The sequence below is a fragment of the Bacillus sp. FJAT-27231 genome (assembly GCF_001183975.1).
In the GTDB taxonomy this organism is placed as follows: domain Bacteria; phylum Bacillota; class Bacilli; order Bacillales; family Domibacillaceae; genus Pseudobacillus; species Pseudobacillus wudalianchiensis.
The window spans coordinates 2,716,178-2,733,941 of sequence record NZ_LFZU01000001.1 but is presented as its reverse complement, the minus strand read 5'-3'; the positions used below and the strand labels follow the sequence as shown (position 1 = coordinate 2,733,941).

Genomic DNA, 17,764 nt, shown 5'->3' with positions numbered 1-17,764 from the left:
CGAGTGGAGAAATTTAGTAAGGGGGCCGTTGAACAAGTTGAAAACGATGTGGGATGTGCAACAGCTTTTAAAGCGGTATGGCATTTTTGTTTATGTAGGCGACCGTCTAGCGGATTTGGACTTGATGGAAGCCGAAATAAAGGACTTGTATGATTCGAAATTGTTAGAAGTGAAAGATTTTCAGCAGGCGGTGCTCATTTTAAGACAGGAGCGCAGAATAGAAAAAGAAAAGCGCGGCTGTTAATCGGGCATGAGGGAAGGGACCATTTCAAACGGTCCCTTTTTTTTATAAAAATGAAACTTTTTTCCTTGTTGATACGTATGACAAAAGGTGAAGAAAGCAGGTGTGTAAACTATTATTCTACAAAATCTCTATTTTCTCTCGTTTGCTTTTTTGTAAAAAAAGTATTAAGATTAGCTATGATGTTTTTACATATGAACGGCTTTATATGGCACAGGGGAACCTGTGCGCTTTGTATTAAGGAGGTTATTGAATGAAAGGAACCTTACGCAACAATGTATCTTTAATCGCTGTTGTCGTTTTGTTCTTATGGATTAAAACGTATATTATCTATCAAACGAGTTTTAACATTGAAATCGAAAATACATTGCAGGCATTTATACTTTTTATTAACCCATTGAGTTTTATTATGCTTATTATGGGGATTAGTATGTTCTTTAAAAGTGAAAAAGCTAGAAATCGCTATCTGATCATTACCAGCTTCTTGCTTACGTTCTTGCTTTATGCAAACGTCGTTTTCTATCGTTTCTTTAACGACTTTATCACGATGCCGCTCTTATTTCAGACTAGTAACTTTGCCGATTTAGGAAACAGTGTGACCGAAGAATTTAAATGGTATGATATGTTTTACTTTGCTGATCTTATTGTGATCATGGTTATTTTAAAAGTGAAGCCCAAGCTTATCAGCTTTCATTCCATGACAAAAATGAACCGCCGGGCCTACTTTTTAGCGGCGGCTGCGATGTTCTTTTTAAACCTAGGCCTTTCTGAAATTGAACGCCCACAGCTTTTAACGAGAACATTTGACCGTGAAATGCTCGTGAAAAATATAGGAACGTTTAATTATCATATCTATGATGTAATTTTACAATCAAAGTCATCTGCACAAAGAGCGCTTGCGGATGGCAGTGAGCTGGCAGATATTGAAAACTACTCTGATACCAATTATGCTAAACCGAATGATGAATTGTTTGGTGTGGCAAAAGGAAAAAACTTAATTATGGTATCTGTTGAGTCCACACAAGAGTTTGTCATAAATAATAAAGTGAATGGTCAAGAAATTACTCCGTTTATGAACCAATTTGCTAAACAAAGCTTGTATTTCAACAACTTTTATCATCAAACAGGGCAAGGAAAAACGTCTGATGCAGAGTTTTTGACTGAGAATTCACTTTATCCGTTAAGCCGTGGAGCCGTCTTCTTCACTCATTCTGGCAATGAATTTAATTCTATGGCAGAAAAGTTAAGGGAGAACGGGTACTTTTCTAATGCGATGCATGCAAATAACAAAAGCTTTTGGAACCGGGACATCATGTATAAGTCTTTAGGGTATGAGCGCTTTTATGAGGCAGGCGACTATGACATTAATGCGGATAATAGTGTTAACTGGGGAATGAAGGATATCCCGTTTTTTGAGCAATCGGTGCAGCATATGAAAGACATGCCAAAACCATTTTATTCAAAGCTTATCACTTTAACGAATCATCACCCGTTTTATTACGATGAGGAAGATCAATTTATTGATGAATTTACTTCAAACAGCGGGACATTGAACCGTTATTTTGTCACAGTACGCTATACGGATGAGGCATTGAAAAAATTCGTCGAGGACTTGAAAGCTGCCGGGCTTTATGAAAACTCCGTCATTGTTCTTTATGGAGATCATTACGGTATTTCAGAAAACCATAATGAAGCGATGAGCCAGTACCTAGGTAAGGAAGTTACGCCATTTGTTTCAACTCAGCTGCAAAAAGTTCCATTTATGATTCACATACCTGGTGTAAAAGGAAGAGTGATTGATAAAGTCGGTGGACAAATAGACGTTCGCCCAACGCTCCTTCACTTGCTTGGCATTGAAACAAAAGATGATCTTCAGTTCGGACAAGATTTGTTGTCAAAAGATCATGAGGATTTAGCTGTATTCCGTGACGGCCGTTTTGTAACAAAAGATTATGTGTATGCGGACAATAAGTGTTGGGACAAAGCAACAGAGCAGCCAATCGAAAAGAATTACTGTGCCCCTTCTATAGAAAAAGCAGCAACAGAATTAAATTATTCTGATCGGATTATTTACGGTGATTTACTTCGCTTCTATGACCCGAATGCTGCCAAAAAATAAGATGTGTAAAACCCTGCTGCAATCGGCAGGGTTTTTTCGTCGTTCCATCAAGTTGAAGGGAAAATAAAAAACCCTCTGCTGGAGAGGGTTTTGTCTGAAAAGTGGATCAGGCAGCAGGGTATCCTTGATGGATCACAGTCATAATTGTAAACCATCCAAATACTCCTAACGTGCCGAGTCCAAAAATAATGCCTAGAATATTTTTGTTTTTTAAAGCGTTTACCGTACTGAACAAGGCAAGAAGAGCTATTAGAGCGAAGATAATTACTAAGCCGTTCATAAGTCAAACTCCTTTCTAAGATCACTCGATAATCATCAACTAAAGACAATTATGTAAAATTAGTACATATTCATCACTATTCTATAGTTTTTTTTAATGTTTGTCGAGTTGAAAAATCATTGTTCTTTAAAAAGATAGGATTGGCTGGTACGATAAAGAGAGTTAAAAAGAAAGGTGGACGAAGATCATATGAATTGGACACAATTGCCGCTAGGCCCACTGCAAACCAATTGTTATATTCTCTCTAATGAAAAGGGGGAGTGCATCGTATTTGACCCGGGAGCAGAGGGAGAAAAGCTCGTTAGCTGGTTAAATGAAAATCATTTACGACCGCTTGCTATTTTACTAACACACGCTCATTTCGATCATATTGGGGCTGTTGAACAAGTTAGAGAAGCTTTTGACATCCCGGTGTACATACATAAAGAAGAGTCAGAATGGCTCACGAATCCGGCTTTAAATGGGTCTGCTCGTTTTCAGCTTGGTGAAATCAGCGGTCGGCCAGCTGACCATCTTTTAGGAAACGAGGATTCCTTAACAATAGGCAGTTTTTCTCTTCGGTTATTTCATATGCCAGGCCATTCTCCAGGCAGTATATCTTATTTCTTTGAAGAAGGGAATGCTGTATTTGCCGGTGACACGTTATTCATGGGAAGCATCGGCCGTACAGATTTGCCAGGTGGCAACCATGAGCAATTGATTAGAAGCATTCACGATCATTTATTGACATTGCCGGAAGAAGTGATTGTTCTGCCTGGACATGGACCAGCTACGATGATTGGCGATGAAATGGAGCGTAATCCGTTTTTAAACGGATTTTAAAAAATAAAGGCTGTCTCATACCGGTTAGATCTTCTTCTCTTATCGAGCGAAAAAGGTCGGGTTCTGTTTTGAGACAGCCTTCTTATATTGTTAACTAAATAAAAAAGCCGGCCATTATAGACCGGCTGACAGAACCATTTATTAATGGCCTGCTCCAGGAGTTACCATAAAGGTAGTCCAGTAGCTGTATCCACAGAAGAATACAGTTAAGTATGCTGCAAACAGGTACACGTACATACGTTCAGTTAAATTTAAATATCCTACAATTAAGAAGAATCCGGTCTGGCCGAGGAATAGCAAAGCTGTTTTGTGCATATCGCCAAGATAGAACATGACAGCAAAGATTCCAGTCCAGAATGCTAATACGCGGAACATGCGATCCATTATGTATCCCTCCTTTATTCGTCACTCCATCAGTATCTTATTATAATGGAACGACAATAGTATTGTAAACATAACTTTCACGCACTTTGTGAAGATTGCGTGATATTTCCATAGTATCATGCTCTCTCCATGAATGCATGTATAAGGTAAAATGGTGGATTTTTATATACTTTCTCCCCTAGCCCCTAGCAGGAACGATTAAAAACTTGTTGTAGAAACTTAAAGAAAGAAGAAGGAGTTTTTAGTTTACTGTCGAATAAAGTTAATGAGCCAAAATGAAAGGTGGTGAAATAAAGAACAATGATGGTTGAAAAAGCTGTCGAAGAACTTTTGCAAGAAGCCCTCACTCTTAATTCGACAGATATCCACTTTATTCCCCGAACACATAGCTATGCTGTTCAAATCCGCTCTCAAGGTCAATTGATTCCCCATAGACAGTTTTCATTGCGTGAAGGTGAAAGACTGATTTCTCATTTTAAGTTTATGGCTTCGATGGATATCGGCGAGAAACGAAAGCCGCAAAGCGGATCATTTCAACTTGAAGTATCCAGCTTTTTGATTTCTTTACGAATCTCCACATTGCCCACGGCCCTCTCGAAAGAAAGTCTCGTCATTCGTCTTCTTCCTCAACAAGGCGTACCAGACTTGCTGCAGCTTTCCTTGTTTCCAAGCTCCGCTAAAAAACTGCTCGCGCTTTTATCCCATTCTCACGGATTAATTATTTTCACAGGTCCGACTGGAAGTGGTAAAACGACGACTCTGTATTCGCTTATTCAGCATAGTGCCAGCCAGCACGGCCGAAATGTGATTACCCTCGAAGACCCTGTCGAAAAACAAAACGATCAATGGCTGCAAGTACAAGTGAATGAAAAAGCCGGCGTAACGTATTCAACAGGATTAAAGGCTATTTTAAGGCATGATCCAGACGTGATTATGGTAGGAGAAATCCGTGATGAAGAGACGGCTAGAATTGCAATCCGTGCTTCACTCACAGGCCACCTTGTTTTAACGACCTTGCATACGAGGGATGCAAAAGGAGCGATATTCCGTCTGCTTGAGTTTGGACTAAAATGGCATGAGATCCAACAAACGTTAATTGGGGTTACTGCACAGCGTCTTGTTAATCTTCTCTGTCCGAAATGCGGAGCGGATTGTTCTCCTCACTGTCCTGTAAAGAAACAACGCAGGCAAGCTACTGTATACGAAATATTAAGCGGCACAGACTTGCAAGCCGTGTTAAATGAAGCGAAAGGAGAGGCGAGCCAATACCATTACCCGTTGCTAAAACATTTATTAAGGAAGGGGATTGCTCTTGGATATCTCTCTCAAACTGAATACGATCGCTGGGTATTTGAAGAGGAGAAGAGCAGGAAGATATCAAGGTGAATTTATTTTCAGGCTGGGAGAAATGCTAAATCAAGGTTTTGCGATTGGTGATGCGCTTGAATTTTTACTAATCAATTTTGACCGTAATCATCGTGAATCTATTCGATTAATTCGCACTGAACTAAACGCGGGTACGCCTTTAAATGAAATTCTTCATATGCTTCATTTTCCGTCCATGATTTGTCTGCAAGTGTACTTTGCCGAAAAGCATGGCCGTCTGCCTGAAACATTACTGCATGCGGGCGAGCACTGGAAAAAGACAGAACAGGCGAAGGAAAAATTAGTAAAGCTGCTCCAATATCCACTCTTTCTGCTCTTTCTTTTATTTATGCTATTGTTTCTTTTAAACTACTTCTTAATGCCGCGTTTTGAGGAGCTGTATGCGGCTCTTAACTTTACCCCTAGCGGCAGTACGTTTCTGCTCATCACCTTTTTACAAAAGGGACCGCCCTTTATTTTATTAGCTGCTGGCGTGCTGGCAGCTGCTTCTCTGTTTGTCTTTTTTCAATATCAAAGGCAAACTCCCCAAAGTAAAATCCATTGGCTCATAAAAACTCCTATTACTTCCACTTATTTTCCGTTGCTCTTTACGCGCCTATTTGCAAAGGAGGTTTCCTCTTTGCTGAAGAGCGGTTTTGCGGTGAATGAAGTGTTACTAATCTTACAAGAACAGACGATGCACCCGGTACTGCGCCATGTTGCTTCAGAAATAAACAGCGGTTTAGTTACAGGCCAGTCTTTTGCAGAGGCAGCAGAACAGATGTCCTGCTTTGTGCCTCAGCTTCCGCGTATTCTTCGTCATGGTGAAACGAATGGCCGGCTAGCTCAAGAACTATTCTTGTTCAGTCATTTTTGTGAGACTTTACTAGAAAAGAAAATAAAGAGAAGCTTGTCTATTTTACAGCCGTCTATCTTTTTGTGCGTAGGTCTTGTTGTAATTGCGATTTACCTGTCGGTTATGCTGCCGATGTTCCAAATGGTCGGTTCTATCTAAGAAGGAGGCATCTATTCGTGAGAAAAAGATTTATCTATAAAAATGAGGCTGGTTTCACCCTCATTGAAATGATGATTGTTTTATTAGTCATTTCAGTGTTGTTATTTATCGCTATACCAAATGTAGCAAAACAGAGTAATAGCATTAATAAAAAAGGATGTACGGCGTTTAAACACATGGTGCAAGGCCAGGTGCAAGCTTATCGGATTGATCTTAATAAATTTCCTTCGACCATTCAGGAAATGGCCGATAAAGGGTATTTAAGAGATGATGAGACGGCTTGTCCGAATGGAGACCAGTTAAAGATTGGAACAGATGGGGAAGTATCCATTGTTCCATAAAAGAATGCGGTTACCAAAAGAAGAGAGAGGCTTTACGCTCATGGAAACGATGGTCGTGCTTACCATTATAATCGTTTTACTCTCTATCGCTGTGCTTCCTTTTCCAAAGCTCGCAGCTCATTTCGAGAAAGAACAGTTTCTTAATCAGCTGCAGGCCGATCTTTTTTTCGCTCAGTCTTATGCAATCGCCAGGCAGGAAAAAGTAGAGGTAAAGTTCTTCTATACAGAAAATTGTTATACAATCCGATCACTCACTTCTACTGCAAACTTTTTAGTCCAACGAAACATGCCTGATACGATTCGTTATATGGATGGTTCATTAACGATTTTATCTTTTTTGCCAAACGGGAATACAAATAACTTTGGTACCGTTCGTTTTAGGTATGGAAGTCGGTACATCTCGCTGGTTTTTCAAATTGGTAAGGGGAGATTTTATGTTACGGAACAATGAACGAGGCTTTACGCTTGCAGAAAGCTTGCTTTCTTTAATGATAATTGTGATGTTGGCTGCCTCTGTGCTGCCGTTAATGGTGCAAATGACAGGACAGTCTAAAGCTCTATGGGAGCGGCAAAAAGGAATGAGGTTCTTATATGAGGAGAGTGGAAAGAGGCTGCTTGAAAGAAAGGACTTTCAAGTCGTTTATGAAGAGGAGGGAGAGAAGTATGATATTTCCTGGGAAACGACGAAGGCAGCCGCTTGCTTTAAAGTATCGGGACAAGCTTCTTGTATTAACAAACAATAATGGCTTTACGATGGTAGAGTCTTTATTTGTTTTAATGATTTTTATTAGTATGGCTGCTCTCTTTCCTCTTATCTACGGGACCGTCTATCGGGTGGAGGAGCAGCTTGATCCAGAAAGAAGAACGGAATGGGAGTTGTTTGTACTGCAGCTGCGAAAAGAGTTATATATGTCTCATTCTCTGAAGATAACAGATGAGCAAATCACATTTATACAAGAAGGTGAAGTGGTTTCAATTGAGAAATATAAAGAGGGGATAAGGAGAAGGGTTGGAGGCAGAGGACATGAAATGATTTTGCAGGAAGTTTCTTCTGTGCAATTTTATCCGTGCGATTCCTCACTATGCACAAGAGCTGTTTTTAAAAACGGTGAAAAGGAAAGAGCGTATCTTCATCTTTTTGCAGGGGAAGCAATATGAAAGGCTTAATCAGTAATGAAAGGGGGGTTCTTCTCCCTTACACGATTCTTCTCTTTACCGTTGTTTGCACAGCGGCCATTTTTGGAACGGGAATCTTTGTCAGTAAGCAGAAAACAGCTTTGTTTTTAACAGACTACTATGAAACGAAAGTGATAGAGTTCATGGCACTGCAGGAAATTTTCATGCTTCTGGAAAATGGAGAGGAGATTTCCGGTATGTACCGTACAGATCGTGGGGATGTCACATATAAAGTGATACCAGACGAGACAGAGGAATTAGTAGCGATTCATTTAAAGACGGCTAAAGCAGAAACAAGATTTTCAACAAGGATAATTTATAGCATGGCCGATCGACAAATTGTCCGCTGGATTGAATAGCAGGTGTTTAGAACGAGCAGAAATTGGAAAAAATGACACCGACTGCAGGAGGCGGTGTTTGTGAACGAATACGTAAAATATTTTATTGCAACGTTTCTTAGTTATTGGAATGAACCGAAGCAAGTAAGAAGAGAAAAACGTTACCAGAAACGGGCTGGGCGTGCGGCCTTTTCTTCTAGATGGTTTGGTTTGCTTCCTTGGGCGCTGCGCCAGCTCTTTTATAAAAAGTGATGGCGCAGCGCTTTATTTAGGAATGCAAGTAAATCACCCCACCATTAATAATATTCACATCGATCTTTGGAGAATATTGTTTTTCTAATGCCGCCTTTTCGATAAAATAAGCCTCAGGTTTTTCTTCGTCTTCATAAAAAGAATCAAGCAGGAGGGAGTCTTCCTCCCATTCTTTTTGTGCTTTTACCGCCCATTGATGATTTTCTTTTTCAAGCTGGGAGGTTAAAAAGCGCTGCAATCGCTTAACGCCGCTTTTTGGTTTAATTAAGGGAGTAATGGTAAAAGAAAAATCAGGGATTTTTGATACGAGCTGTTTACGGTTGAGTACGTCCATGAACTCTTCTTGAATCATTCCGTTAATTAAATTGAGGCCAAGTGAATAAAAGATATCTTTTTTATGATTGGCTTCATAGGATACTTTTACATTTATTAAAAGCCATGGATGAAGCGGCTGGCGATGACCGGTGGCTCTTTGTTCGTAGAGCCTGATAAAACGGGTATGTTCTTTCGCCGATTGAAAAATCTGTTGCAGACGAGGGGTGCCGAAGTGGATAGATTCCCCTTCAAGATCAGCCGGTATTTTGGTTTGATCGGTAATGAAGGTTACGGAAAGCGGCTCCGCTTTCATTCCAGTTTTTTCGGCATAATGCCAATAAAAAGGCCGATTCATCAATTCTTTATCAATGGCAGGCGTTAGTTTGACACTAAGTGACCCTTCTGTTTTCTCTAAAAAAGTACATTCAGTGGCTTTAAAATAGTCTTCAAGAAATAGATGAATTTCGTTCTTCACTAAAGCGCTCCTCCTCTTTTTTCCACTCGTTGGCTAATTCGATGGCCGCTTCAAGGTTTTTCATTTTGACGTGCAGCTCTCCTTCTGTTTTGGAGTGCTGAAAAATATCCACTAAATGTTCCTGCATATTAGGAAGATCGATTCTCTCTAAAATATCATCTAGTTGCCCGACAGCCTGCTCAAATAGATGGATTTTTTCATAGAGCAGCTGCAGAATTCGGTCTTCAATTGTATCTTCAATGCTGAAGTTATAAATGCACACATCTTTTGTTTGTCCGAATCGATGAACACGGCCGATCCGCTGTTCAAGTCGCATTGGATTCCAGGGAAGATCAAAATTAATGACATGGTGGCAAAATTGTAGGTTTAATCCTTCGCCGCCCGCTTCCGTCGCGATTAGAATCTGAGCCTGCTTCTCGAAAAGCTGCTTCATCCAATCTTTCTTTCCGCGTTTAAACCCACCGCGGAAGGGGACGGATGTAATCCCGTTTTGTTTAAAGAACCACTGTAAATATAGCTGCGTTGCCCGGTATTCAGTAAAAATAATTACTTTGTCATTAATCGATTGAACGAGCTGAAGTGCTTTTTCTGCTTTAGAGTTGTGCGTAATGTTCTGTATATGTGACAAAGCGTTTTGAAAACTCTCTGGAAAATCAAGATGGTTTCCATTCAGCTTCTTCGCCATGTTTCTTAAGGTGAAAAAGACGGCTTCTTTGCTGCTGCAGGCTTCCCGCTGCAAAGTAAGCAAGGAAAAAGCAGACCGTACATCATCTGGCTGGCTGCGGACGAGCTGTTCAAGAGCTTGATAGAGCGAGCGTTCTTCCTCTGTGAAAGTCACTTTAACGGATTCTACTTTTCTGGCTGTCCACTCCACACCTGTATCCTGCCGACGGTTACGAATCATCACTTTATTCATGAGCTTAATTAAATGGTGATGGTTTTGTACTTGCCGGTCTCCTTTTTTAAACTGCTCACTAAACTGTCCTTCGCTTCCCAAATGACCAGGCTTTAATAGCGAAACGAGATGGAACATTTCATCAAGCCGGTTTTGAATAGGTGTCGCTGTGAGTAATAGGCAAAATTTCTTTTTTAAGTGACGGACAAATTGATAGTTTTTTGTTTTATGGTTTTTTAATTTATGAGCTTCATCAATAATAACTAAGTCATAGTCTTGTTCATAAATTTTTTCCTTGTGCGGACTTCGTTTGGCTGTATCGATCGAGGAAATGACGATATCATGCTCATCCCAGGCATAAAACTTCTTTTGGGCAATAGCAGGAATGTAAAATTTAGTAGTTAACTCATGGGCCCATTGAGAAACGAGAGAAGCCGGAGCTAAGATTAAAACTTTTTTCACGAGGCCGCGAATCAAATACTCTTTTAATACTAGCCCAGCTTCGATTGTTTTGCCGAGTCCTACTTCATCCGCTAAAATAGCTTTGCCATTCATTTCTTCCACTACTCTTCTAGCTGCTTCAAGCTGATGCGGAAGAGCCGTAAGTTCCGGCAGAAAGCTAGGAGCTAACAATCCTTCAAAATCAGGGACCATCATTCGTCTTTCCATATTAATAGTCGATTGGAAAAGCGGCCAGCTCCCCCAAGGCCCATCTTGTTCGAGTCTTTTTTCTAATTCCTCTTCCCAGCTATGATCGAAATAAATTTCCACATCCATTTGAAAAACTCCTTTATAAAATATGTTGCCGAAACCTTACCTTTAATGGTAGGATGTAAGTGAACAAAATATTATGTCATTTTGCAAAAAAGCGAATATTGTTGATTTACTCTAATCCGATGTTCATAGTATGCCCATTTATTAACTAAATATAGCGAATGAAGGCGAGGGGAGAGACTGTTTATACAGCGCCGAAGGAGCAAACAAGCTTTTTGTGAATCTCTCAGGCAAAAGAACTCTTGCTGGACGCGACTCTGGAGAGCGTTTCGTTAACGAAACCACCAAAGAAGACAGCCTGTTTACCAGGTTAAACTTTCAGGTTCAAGGACAGAGAACAACTTGTAAAAGCTGTTCTTTGTCTTTTTTTATGCAAAAATAATGGGCTGAACCGCAGGAAGACAATGAAAGGGGTAGGGAAATGGGAGAATTAAAGCGCACACCATTGTTTGAATCGTACCAGCGATCTGGAGCAAAAACGATTGATTTTGGAGGATGGGAACTGCCTGTTCAATTTTCAAGTATTAAAGAAGAACATGAGGCTGTCCGCACAAAGGCAGGGCTTTTTGATGTTTCTCATATGGGGGAAATTACAGTAAAGGGAAAAGACTCCTTAGCCTTTCTACAAAAAATGATGACGAACGACTTGTCAAAGCTCCAGCCAGATCAAGCAATCTATACGATTATGTGTAATGAAAAAGGCGGAGCTGTCGATGATTTGCTCGTCTACATGCTAGCTGAAGATGATTATCTACTTGTTGTGAATGCAGCGAATACAGATAAAGATTTTGATTGGCTGAAGAAGCATCAAGCAGGAAATATAGAAGTTGAAAACGTATCAAAAGACTGGGCACAACTCGCTATTCAAGGTCCTGCTGCTGAAGGAATTTTGCAAAAGCTAGTGGCTGATGTGGATTTAAGTGAGATTAAGTCTTTTAAGTTTAAGCAGGAAGTTAGAATTAACGGGATACCAGCTCTCGTATCACGAACTGGTTACACAGGAGAAGATGGCTTTGAGATTTATAGCCGAAGTGAAGATGCCCCTAAGCTATGGGAAGATCTTTTAGAGGCTGGCAAAGAAGACGGTCTTCTTCCATGCGGACTCGGTGCGCGTGATACCTTACGCTTTGAAGCGAACCTTGCTTTATATGGACAGGAGCTAGCTGATGATATTTCACCACTTGAAGCAGGCTTAGGTTTTGCAGTAAAGACAAACAAAGAGGACTTTATTGGCCTAGACGTGTTGAAAGAGCAGAAAGAAAATGGTCCGAAGCGGAAATTGATTGGTCTTGAGATGATAGATCGGGGAATTCCGCGTCACGGCTATCTTGTTTTTTCCGGTGAAGAAGAAGTGGGTCATGTAACGACCGGTACTCAATCACCGACGTTAAAGAAAAATATTGGTCTGGCTTTAGTGAAAGCAGAGTATGCTGTACCTGATCAAGAGCTGCAAGTAGAAATCCGCGGCAAAAAATTAACAGCTAAAACGGTAAAACCACCATTTTATAAACGCTCAAAATAAGAAAGAGAGAAGGGGAATATAATGAAGCATCGTTACTTGCCGATGACAGAAACGGATAAAAAGGAAATGCTTGCAACAGTGGGTGTCCAAACGGTAGATGAATTATTTGCCGACATTCCTGAAAAAGTACGTTTTCAGGGATTATATAATATTAAAGAAGCAAAAGCAGAACCAGCGTTGAAAAAAGAATTAAGCGCAATGGCTGCTAAAAACATCAATGCGAAACAATATGCTTCCTTTTTAGGGGCAGGTGTATATGATCACTATACGCCGTCTATTGTAGACCACGTTATTTCTCGTTCAGAATTTTACACAGCTTACACACCGTACCAGCCAGAAATTTCCCAAGGGGAACTGCAAGCGATCTTTGAATTCCAAACGATGATTTGCGAATTAACGGGTATGGATGTAGCGAACTCTTCTATGTATGACGGAGGCACAGCGTTGGCGGAAGCAGCTATGCTAAGCGCTGGTCAGACGAAAAGAAAGAAAGTACTCGTATCAGAAACGGTTCATCCAGAGTCACGCGATGTGTTAGCGACTTACGCAAAAGGCCAAAACATTGAAGTAGTGGTAATCCCGCACAAAAATGGAGTAACAGACATTGATCAGCTAAATGAATTAGTCGATAACGATACAGCAGCTGTGATCGTTCAATATCCTAACTTCTTCGGTGCGATTGAGTCACTTTCTGAAGTAGAAAAAGCGGCTCATGACGCAAAAGCCATGTTTGTTGTTTCTTCTAATCCACTTGCTCTTGGTGCACTGACACCTCCAGGAAAATTTGGTGCTGATATTGTGATCGGTGACGCTCAGCCATTTGGCATTCCGGCTCAATTTGGCGGACCGCACTGCGGATACTTTGCAGTAACGAAAAAGCTGATGCGTAAAGTGCCAGGCCGTCTCGTTGGCCAGACGCATGATGATCAAGGACAACGCGGCTTCGTATTGACGCTGCAAGCACGCGAGCAGCATATCCGTCGTGACAAAGCGACTTCTAACATTTGCTCCAATCAGGCACTTAACGCTCTTGCAGCCAGTGTAGCTATGACAGCTTTAGGTAAAAAAGGTGTGCGTGAAATCGCGACACAAAACTTGCAAAAAGCATTTTTTGCTAGAGAGACGTTAAAGCAAAATGGAGTAGAAGTCTTGTTTGAGGGACCTGTATTTAATGAATTTGTTATTCGCCTCAATAAACCGGTAAGAGAAGTAAACCAAAAGCTGCTTGAAAAAGGCATTATTGGCGGTTATGACCTTGGTCTTACTTACGATGGTCTTGAAAATTGCATGCTCGTTGCTGTGACAGAACTGCGGACAAAAGAAGAAATTGAACTTTTTGCAAAAGAATTGGGGGATAGCCATGAATAAGAAGGACCAAGAGCTTATTTTCGAATTGTCTCAACCAGGGCGGATTGGCTATAGTCTGCCTGAATTAGATGTACCAGAAGCAGATTTGTCTGCCCTTTTGCCTGCAGGATATTTACGTGAGGAAGAGCCGGAACTTCCGGAAGTCTCTGAACTTGATATTATGCGTCATTACACAGCGCTATCAAATAGAAACCATGGTGTGGATTCTGGATTTTATCCACTTGGTTCTTGTACGATGAAATACAATCCGAAAATTAATGAAGACGTTGCTCGTTTTGAAGGTTTTGCTCATGTGCATCCCCTTCAACAAGAAGAAACTGTACAAGGAGCAATGGAGCTATTGTACGACCTTCAAGAGCATTTAAAAGAAATTACAGGCATGGATGAAGTGACACTGCAGCCAGCAGCAGGAGCTCAGGGTGAGTGGACGGGATTAATGATGATTCGTGCTTACCATGAAGAAAACGGGGACTTTAATCGTACAAAAGTAATTGTACCGGATTCTGCTCACGGTACAAACCCAGCCTCTGCTACAGTTGCCGGTTTTGAAACGGTAACGGTGAAGTCTGGGGAAGACGGCTTAGTAGATTTAGAAGATTTAAGACGGGTAGCGGACGAGACAACTGCAGCGCTCATGCTGACAAATCCAAATACACTTGGCTTATTTGAAGAAAATATTTTAGAAATCACTGAAATCATTCACGGTGTCGGCGGCAAGGTGTATTATGACGGCGCCAACTTAAATGCCGTTATGTCAAAAGCCCGTCCTGGAGATATGGGATTTGATGTGGTTCACTTAAATCTCCATAAAACATTTACGGGTCCTCACGGCGGCGGCGGTCCGGGTTCTGGTCCAGTCGGCGTGAAGAAGGATTTAATTCCTTACTTGCCAAAACCGGTTCTAGTGAAAGAAGAAGGCGTCTATCGTTTCGATTATAACCGCCCGCAGTCCATTGGCCGCGTAAAACCGTTTTACGGAAACTTTGGCATTAATGTTCGCGCTTATACGTATATCCGCTCAATGGGCCCAGATGGCTTAAAAGCGGTAACAGAATATGCGGTATTAAACGCTAACTATATGATGCGCAGACTTGCTCCTTATTTTGACCTGCCGTTTAACCGTCATTGTAAGCATGAATTTGTACTCAGCGGAAAACGCCAGAAAAAGCTTGGGGTGCGTACGCTTGACATTGCTAAGCGTCTGTTAGACTTCGGTTTCCATCCACCTACAATTTACTTCCCATTAAATGTGGAAGAATGTATTATGATCGAACCGACTGAAACAGAGTCAAAAGAAACGCTAGATGCTTTCATCGACGTTATGATTCAAATTGCGAAGGAAGCAGAAGCTAACCCAGAAATCGTTCAAGAAGCGCCGCATACAACCGTCATCGGCCGTCTTGATGAAACAGCAGCAGCTCGTAAGCCAGTTCTTCGTTACGAGCGGGAATTGCAGAACGCTTAAATGTTTACAATAGAAAAACTGCCTCGGTGGAGGCAGTTTTTTACTTACTTTTTACTTTTCCAGTCCAGCCTTTGAACCCGCCTTGTAAGTGATATAAATCGCGGTAGCCTTTTTTGTACAATGTCTGAGCAGCTCTGCCGCTGCGCAGGCCGCTTTGGCAATACAGATACACAGGCTTGTCCGGACGAATTTCCTTCATGCGCGTTTTCATTTGTGTAAGCGGAATGTTGCGCGCGCCTAAAATGTGACCCGCTTCAAATTCGTTCGGTTCACGGACATCAATGAGCTGAGCTTTGCGGTACCCTTTAATGAACTCTTCCTGGGAGAGCGACTTGACCGCTTTTTTCTGGGAAAAATACATATATAAAGTATACAGAATGATGGCGCCTAAAATGGCAGCTATTGTATAAAGCAATGGATACACCCCTTCCTAGTAAACATGCACTGATTTCTATTATAAACGTGGCTGCGGGAAGAATCAAAAGAAATAAACGAGCGATAACTCTTTGTTTTTGTCTCTGCTTTTGATACACTAAGTGGGTGAATTTATCATGAAAAAGGCGGCAATCACCATGAAAAAAGAGATTTGGAGATTTGTTGATTCCGGCCGGCAGACGGCAGAATTCAATATGGCAATGGATGAGGCGCTATTAGAATGGCATAGCAAAGGGAAAATCCCGCCTGTGATTCGTTTCTACGGCTGGGAACCAGCAGCGTTGTCAATTGGGTATTTTCAAAAAGCAACAAAGGAAATTGATTTGGAGGCTGTTAAACGGCATGGTCTTGGCTTTGTCCGCCGTCCAACTGGCGGTAGAGGCGTGCTTCATGAACATGAGTTAACGTATAGTGTCATCGTTACGGAGGAGCATCCAAATATGCCAGCTGGGGTGACAGAGGCATACAGAGTGATATCTGAGGGAATCTTAAAAGGATTCCATCACCTTAGTCTAGAGGCTTATTTTGCAGTACCACGGACAGAAGAGGAGAAAGACAGCTTGAAAAACCCACGGTCGTCTGTCTGTTTTGATGCGCCAAGCTGGTACGAACTCGTCGTTGAAGGCCGAAAAGTAGCAGGAAGTGCCCAGACGAGACAAAAAGGTGTTATTTTGCAGCATGGCTCCATCTTGCTGGATCTAGATGAAGACAAGCTGTTCAGTTTATTTACATACTCGAATGAACGGGTGAAAGAGAGAATGCAGCGGGCGTTTAAAAATAAAGCCGTCGCCATTAATGACATTAGCCCAAACAGAGTGACTTATGATATGGCGGGCGAAGCATTCAAAAAAGGGTTTGAGGAAGGTCTTGGAATTGAGCTTGAACCGTATGAATTTACGGCAGAAGAACTAGCCTATATTGAGCGGCTTGCGAAAGAAAAATACGCTTCAGATGAATGGAATTTTAAAAGATAAATCATCAAGCGAAAGAGAAGCTAGCCTTTAGGCTTGTTCTCTTTTTTTGCGGAAAAAAGAAGAAAGCTACGTGAGGGCCGAGCACGAAAAATTTTCTTGTTTTGGCAATATCGTTGTTTTCCCTAGTTCGATCGCATTTTTACATCGGAAGGCGGTCGTTTGTCAGCTTGACAAAAAAATGTTTTTAACTCAATATATAGTAATGTATCAAGAAAAACAAACACAATATATTGTGTTTGTTGAGTTTTTAGTCAGAATACATGGGTATAGAATGTTTAAATGACTGTGAAATATGTAGAAGAAAAGGAGCTGTGATTATGTCTGTTGCGTCACAAAAGAATATGTCCCTCAACATTGACAGATTGAACAAAGACATCAGCGTCTTCCCTCAAGTTCATCCTGTCACCCCTGATATGAAAATCACTCACAAAGGGGTTTCACGTCTTGTTATGATCGACCGCTATTCGTTTAAAGACACAGAGAAAGTCACGTTAACGGAAGGCGATTTTGTTGTGTTAACGATTAAAGAGGATCCGAAGTTTCCAGCGAGAGGTGTTGGTTTTATTACCAGCATTGACTGGCAGGAGAAAAAAGCCGAAGTACTTGTGGATGAAGAATTCCGCGGTGCATTGGATGATCCGAAAGAACAAGAAACAGGCCTTATCCGCCGTCCTCTTGATGTGATTGAAAAGCCTCTAGAAATTTACTACGAGCAAATTGCTAAACGAAACGCAACAGGCCTCGCTTCTGTAGAAAAAACAGAAGAAAAGCGTAAAGAGTGGTTCGAGAAATTTTATCAAGAGCTTGTGAACTTAAATTTTATTCCAGCGGGACGCGTTCTTTATGGAGCAGGAGCACAGACGGATGTAACGTATTTTAACTGTTACGTTATGCCATTCGTTCCTGATTCACGCGAAGGTATTTCTGAACATCGCAAGCAAGTGATGGAAATTATGAGCCGCGGCGGCGGTGTTGGGACGAACGGTTCTACCCTGCGCCCACGCAACACGCTCGCTAAGGGCGTCAACGGAAAATCATCCGGATCGGTTTCCTGGCTTGATGACATTGCGAAATTAACGCATCTTGTTGAGCAGGGTGGATCCAGACGTGGTAAATAAGTGCCTCGTCTATAAAAAAACCTCGTGAATTGCTGGGAACTCTTTACATGACCTGTTGGCTACAACGCAGCTGGAAACAGCAGACGTGAA

At 41.4% G+C, this 17,764-nt stretch carries 20 protein-coding genes, 1 pseudogene and 2 riboswitches; of the genes and pseudogenes, 16 read left to right on the top strand and 5 right to left on the bottom strand.

Annotated elements, in window-relative coordinates; genetic code table 11:
- The first annotated feature begins 37 nt into the window (after window positions 1-37).
- Both AC623_RS13140 and AC623_RS13135 read left to right on the top strand, forming a co-directional pair.
- Entirely contained in the window at window positions 38-244 is a 207-nt protein-coding gene (locus AC623_RS13140) for a YqgQ family protein (protein WP_049663173.1), read from the top strand.
- Between the two features lie 250 nt (window positions 245-494).
- Window positions 495-2,360 (top strand): LTA synthase family protein, encoded by a 1,866-nt coding sequence (locus AC623_RS13135; protein ID WP_049663171.1) that lies wholly within the window; start codon window positions 495-497, stop codon window positions 2,358-2,360.
- A gap of 106 nt (window positions 2,361-2,466) precedes the next feature.
- Here AC623_RS13135 and AC623_RS21125 read toward each other — a convergent pair whose 3' ends face one another.
- Window positions 2,467-2,640: a DUF2759 domain-containing protein gene (locus tag AC623_RS21125; protein ID WP_049663170.1), complete on the bottom strand. Its 174-nt coding sequence runs from the start codon at window positions 2,638-2,640 to the stop codon at window positions 2,467-2,469.
- A 189-nt stretch (window positions 2,641-2,829) separates the two neighbouring features.
- On the opposite strand from AC623_RS21125, the gene AC623_RS13125 reads away from it, so the two are divergent.
- Window positions 2,830-3,462, top strand: a complete 633-nt coding sequence (locus AC623_RS13125; RefSeq protein WP_049663168.1) for an MBL fold metallo-hydrolase — start codon at window positions 2,830-2,832, stop codon at window positions 3,460-3,462.
- A gap of 141 nt (window positions 3,463-3,603) precedes the next feature.
- Here the strand turns inward: AC623_RS13125 and AC623_RS13120 are convergent, their stop codons facing one another.
- Window positions 3,604-3,846, bottom strand: coding sequence for a DUF2626 domain-containing protein (locus AC623_RS13120; RefSeq protein WP_049663166.1), 243 nt, complete (start codon window positions 3,844-3,846; stop codon window positions 3,604-3,606).
- A gap of 300 nt (window positions 3,847-4,146) precedes the next feature.
- Between AC623_RS13120 and comGA the strand changes: the two genes are divergently transcribed.
- The 8 genes from comGA to AC623_RS21120 are packed head-to-tail and all read left to right on the top strand — an operon-like array spanning window position 4,147 to window position 8,333.
- Window positions 4,147-5,232 carry a competence type IV pilus ATPase ComGA gene (gene comGA / locus AC623_RS13115; protein WP_049663163.1) on the top strand — a complete coding sequence of 362 codons (1,086 nt, stop codon included), beginning with the start codon at window positions 4,147-4,149 and terminating at the stop codon, window positions 5,230-5,232.
- Entirely contained in the window at window positions 5,159-6,226 is a 1,068-nt protein-coding gene (gene comGB / locus AC623_RS13110) for a competence type IV pilus assembly protein ComGB (RefSeq protein ID WP_231603501.1), read from the top strand. Before comGA ends, comGB begins: the two co-directional genes overlap by 74 nt.
- Window positions 6,227-6,243: 17 nt before the next feature.
- On the top strand, window positions 6,244-6,567 hold the full coding sequence (gene comGC / locus AC623_RS13105) for a competence type IV pilus major pilin ComGC (RefSeq protein ID WP_269429920.1): 324 nt from the start codon (window positions 6,244-6,246) through the stop codon (window positions 6,565-6,567).
- Window positions 6,557-7,018 (top strand): competence type IV pilus minor pilin ComGD, encoded by a 462-nt coding sequence (gene comGD, locus AC623_RS13100; protein ID WP_049663160.1) that lies wholly within the window; start codon window positions 6,557-6,559, stop codon window positions 7,016-7,018. The genes comGC and comGD overlap by 11 nt, the downstream gene beginning before the upstream one ends.
- Window positions 7,002-7,310: a type II secretion system protein gene (locus tag AC623_RS21535; RefSeq protein WP_049663159.1), complete on the top strand. Its 309-nt coding sequence runs from the start codon at window positions 7,002-7,004 to the stop codon at window positions 7,308-7,310. The genes comGD and AC623_RS21535 overlap by 17 nt, the downstream gene beginning before the upstream one ends.
- Window positions 7,231-7,725: a competence type IV pilus minor pilin ComGF gene (gene comGF / locus AC623_RS13090; protein ID WP_197090970.1), complete on the top strand. Its 495-nt coding sequence runs from the start codon at window positions 7,231-7,233 to the stop codon at window positions 7,723-7,725. The genes AC623_RS21535 and comGF overlap by 80 nt, the downstream gene beginning before the upstream one ends.
- The gene (locus tag AC623_RS13085) at window positions 7,722-8,102 is read left to right on the top strand and encodes a competence type IV pilus minor pilin ComGG (RefSeq protein WP_049663156.1); all 381 of its coding nucleotides are present in this window, start codon (window positions 7,722-7,724) and stop codon (window positions 8,100-8,102) included. The genes comGF and AC623_RS13085 overlap by 4 nt, the downstream gene beginning before the upstream one ends.
- 60 nt (window positions 8,103-8,162) lie before the next feature.
- Complete coding sequence (locus AC623_RS21120; protein ID WP_176713600.1) at window positions 8,163-8,333, top strand: YqzE family protein; 171 nt, start codon at window positions 8,163-8,165, stop codon at window positions 8,331-8,333.
- Window positions 8,334-8,349: 16 nt separating this feature from the next.
- Here AC623_RS21120 and AC623_RS13080 read toward each other — a convergent pair whose 3' ends face one another.
- Both AC623_RS13080 and AC623_RS13075 read right to left on the bottom strand, forming a co-directional pair.
- Window positions 8,350-9,123 carry a YqhG family protein gene (locus tag AC623_RS13080; RefSeq protein WP_049663154.1) on the bottom strand — a complete coding sequence of 258 codons (774 nt, stop codon included), beginning with the start codon at window positions 9,121-9,123 and terminating at the stop codon, window positions 8,350-8,352.
- Entirely contained in the window at window positions 9,095-10,795 is a 1,701-nt protein-coding gene (locus AC623_RS13075) for a DEAD/DEAH box helicase (RefSeq protein WP_049663152.1), read from the bottom strand. The genes AC623_RS13080 and AC623_RS13075 overlap by 29 nt, the downstream gene beginning before the upstream one ends.
- A gap of 158 nt (window positions 10,796-10,953) precedes the next feature.
- Window positions 10,954-11,044, top strand: a riboswitch (glycine riboswitch).
- Between the two features lie 3 nt (window positions 11,045-11,047).
- A riboswitch (glycine riboswitch) is annotated at window positions 11,048-11,128 on the top strand.
- A gap of 85 nt (window positions 11,129-11,213) precedes the next feature.
- Here AC623_RS13075 and gcvT point away from each other — a divergent pair.
- The 3 genes from gcvT to gcvPB are packed head-to-tail and all read left to right on the top strand — an operon-like array spanning window position 11,214 to window position 15,147.
- Entirely contained in the window at window positions 11,214-12,314 is a 1,101-nt protein-coding gene (gene gcvT, locus AC623_RS13070) for a glycine cleavage system aminomethyltransferase GcvT (protein WP_049663150.1), read from the top strand.
- Between the two features lie 21 nt (window positions 12,315-12,335).
- Window positions 12,336-13,682 (top strand): aminomethyl-transferring glycine dehydrogenase subunit GcvPA, encoded by a 1,347-nt coding sequence (gcvPA, locus tag AC623_RS13065; RefSeq protein ID WP_049663148.1) that lies wholly within the window; start codon window positions 12,336-12,338, stop codon window positions 13,680-13,682.
- Window positions 13,675-15,147 (top strand): aminomethyl-transferring glycine dehydrogenase subunit GcvPB, encoded by a 1,473-nt coding sequence (gene gcvPB / locus AC623_RS13060; protein ID WP_049663145.1) that lies wholly within the window; start codon window positions 13,675-13,677, stop codon window positions 15,145-15,147. Before gcvPA ends, gcvPB begins: the two co-directional genes overlap by 8 nt.
- A 40-nt stretch (window positions 15,148-15,187) precedes the next feature.
- Here gcvPB and AC623_RS13055 read toward each other — a convergent pair whose 3' ends face one another.
- Complete coding sequence (locus AC623_RS13055; protein ID WP_049666608.1) at window positions 15,188-15,508, bottom strand: rhodanese-like domain-containing protein; 321 nt, start codon at window positions 15,506-15,508, stop codon at window positions 15,188-15,190.
- A 211-nt stretch (window positions 15,509-15,719) separates the two neighbouring features.
- Between AC623_RS13055 and AC623_RS13050 the strand changes: the two genes are divergently transcribed.
- Together AC623_RS13050 and AC623_RS13040 are read left to right on the top strand one after the other, a co-directional pair.
- The gene (locus AC623_RS13050) at window positions 15,720-16,556 is read left to right on the top strand and encodes a lipoate--protein ligase family protein (protein WP_049666606.1); all 837 of its coding nucleotides are present in this window, start codon (window positions 15,720-15,722) and stop codon (window positions 16,554-16,556) included.
- A 317-nt stretch (window positions 16,557-16,873) separates the two neighbouring features.
- Window positions 16,874-17,668: pseudogene (locus tag AC623_RS13040) on the top strand (ribonucleotide reductase N-terminal alpha domain-containing protein); the annotation flags it as partial.
- Window positions 17,669-17,764 lie beyond the last annotated feature (96 nt).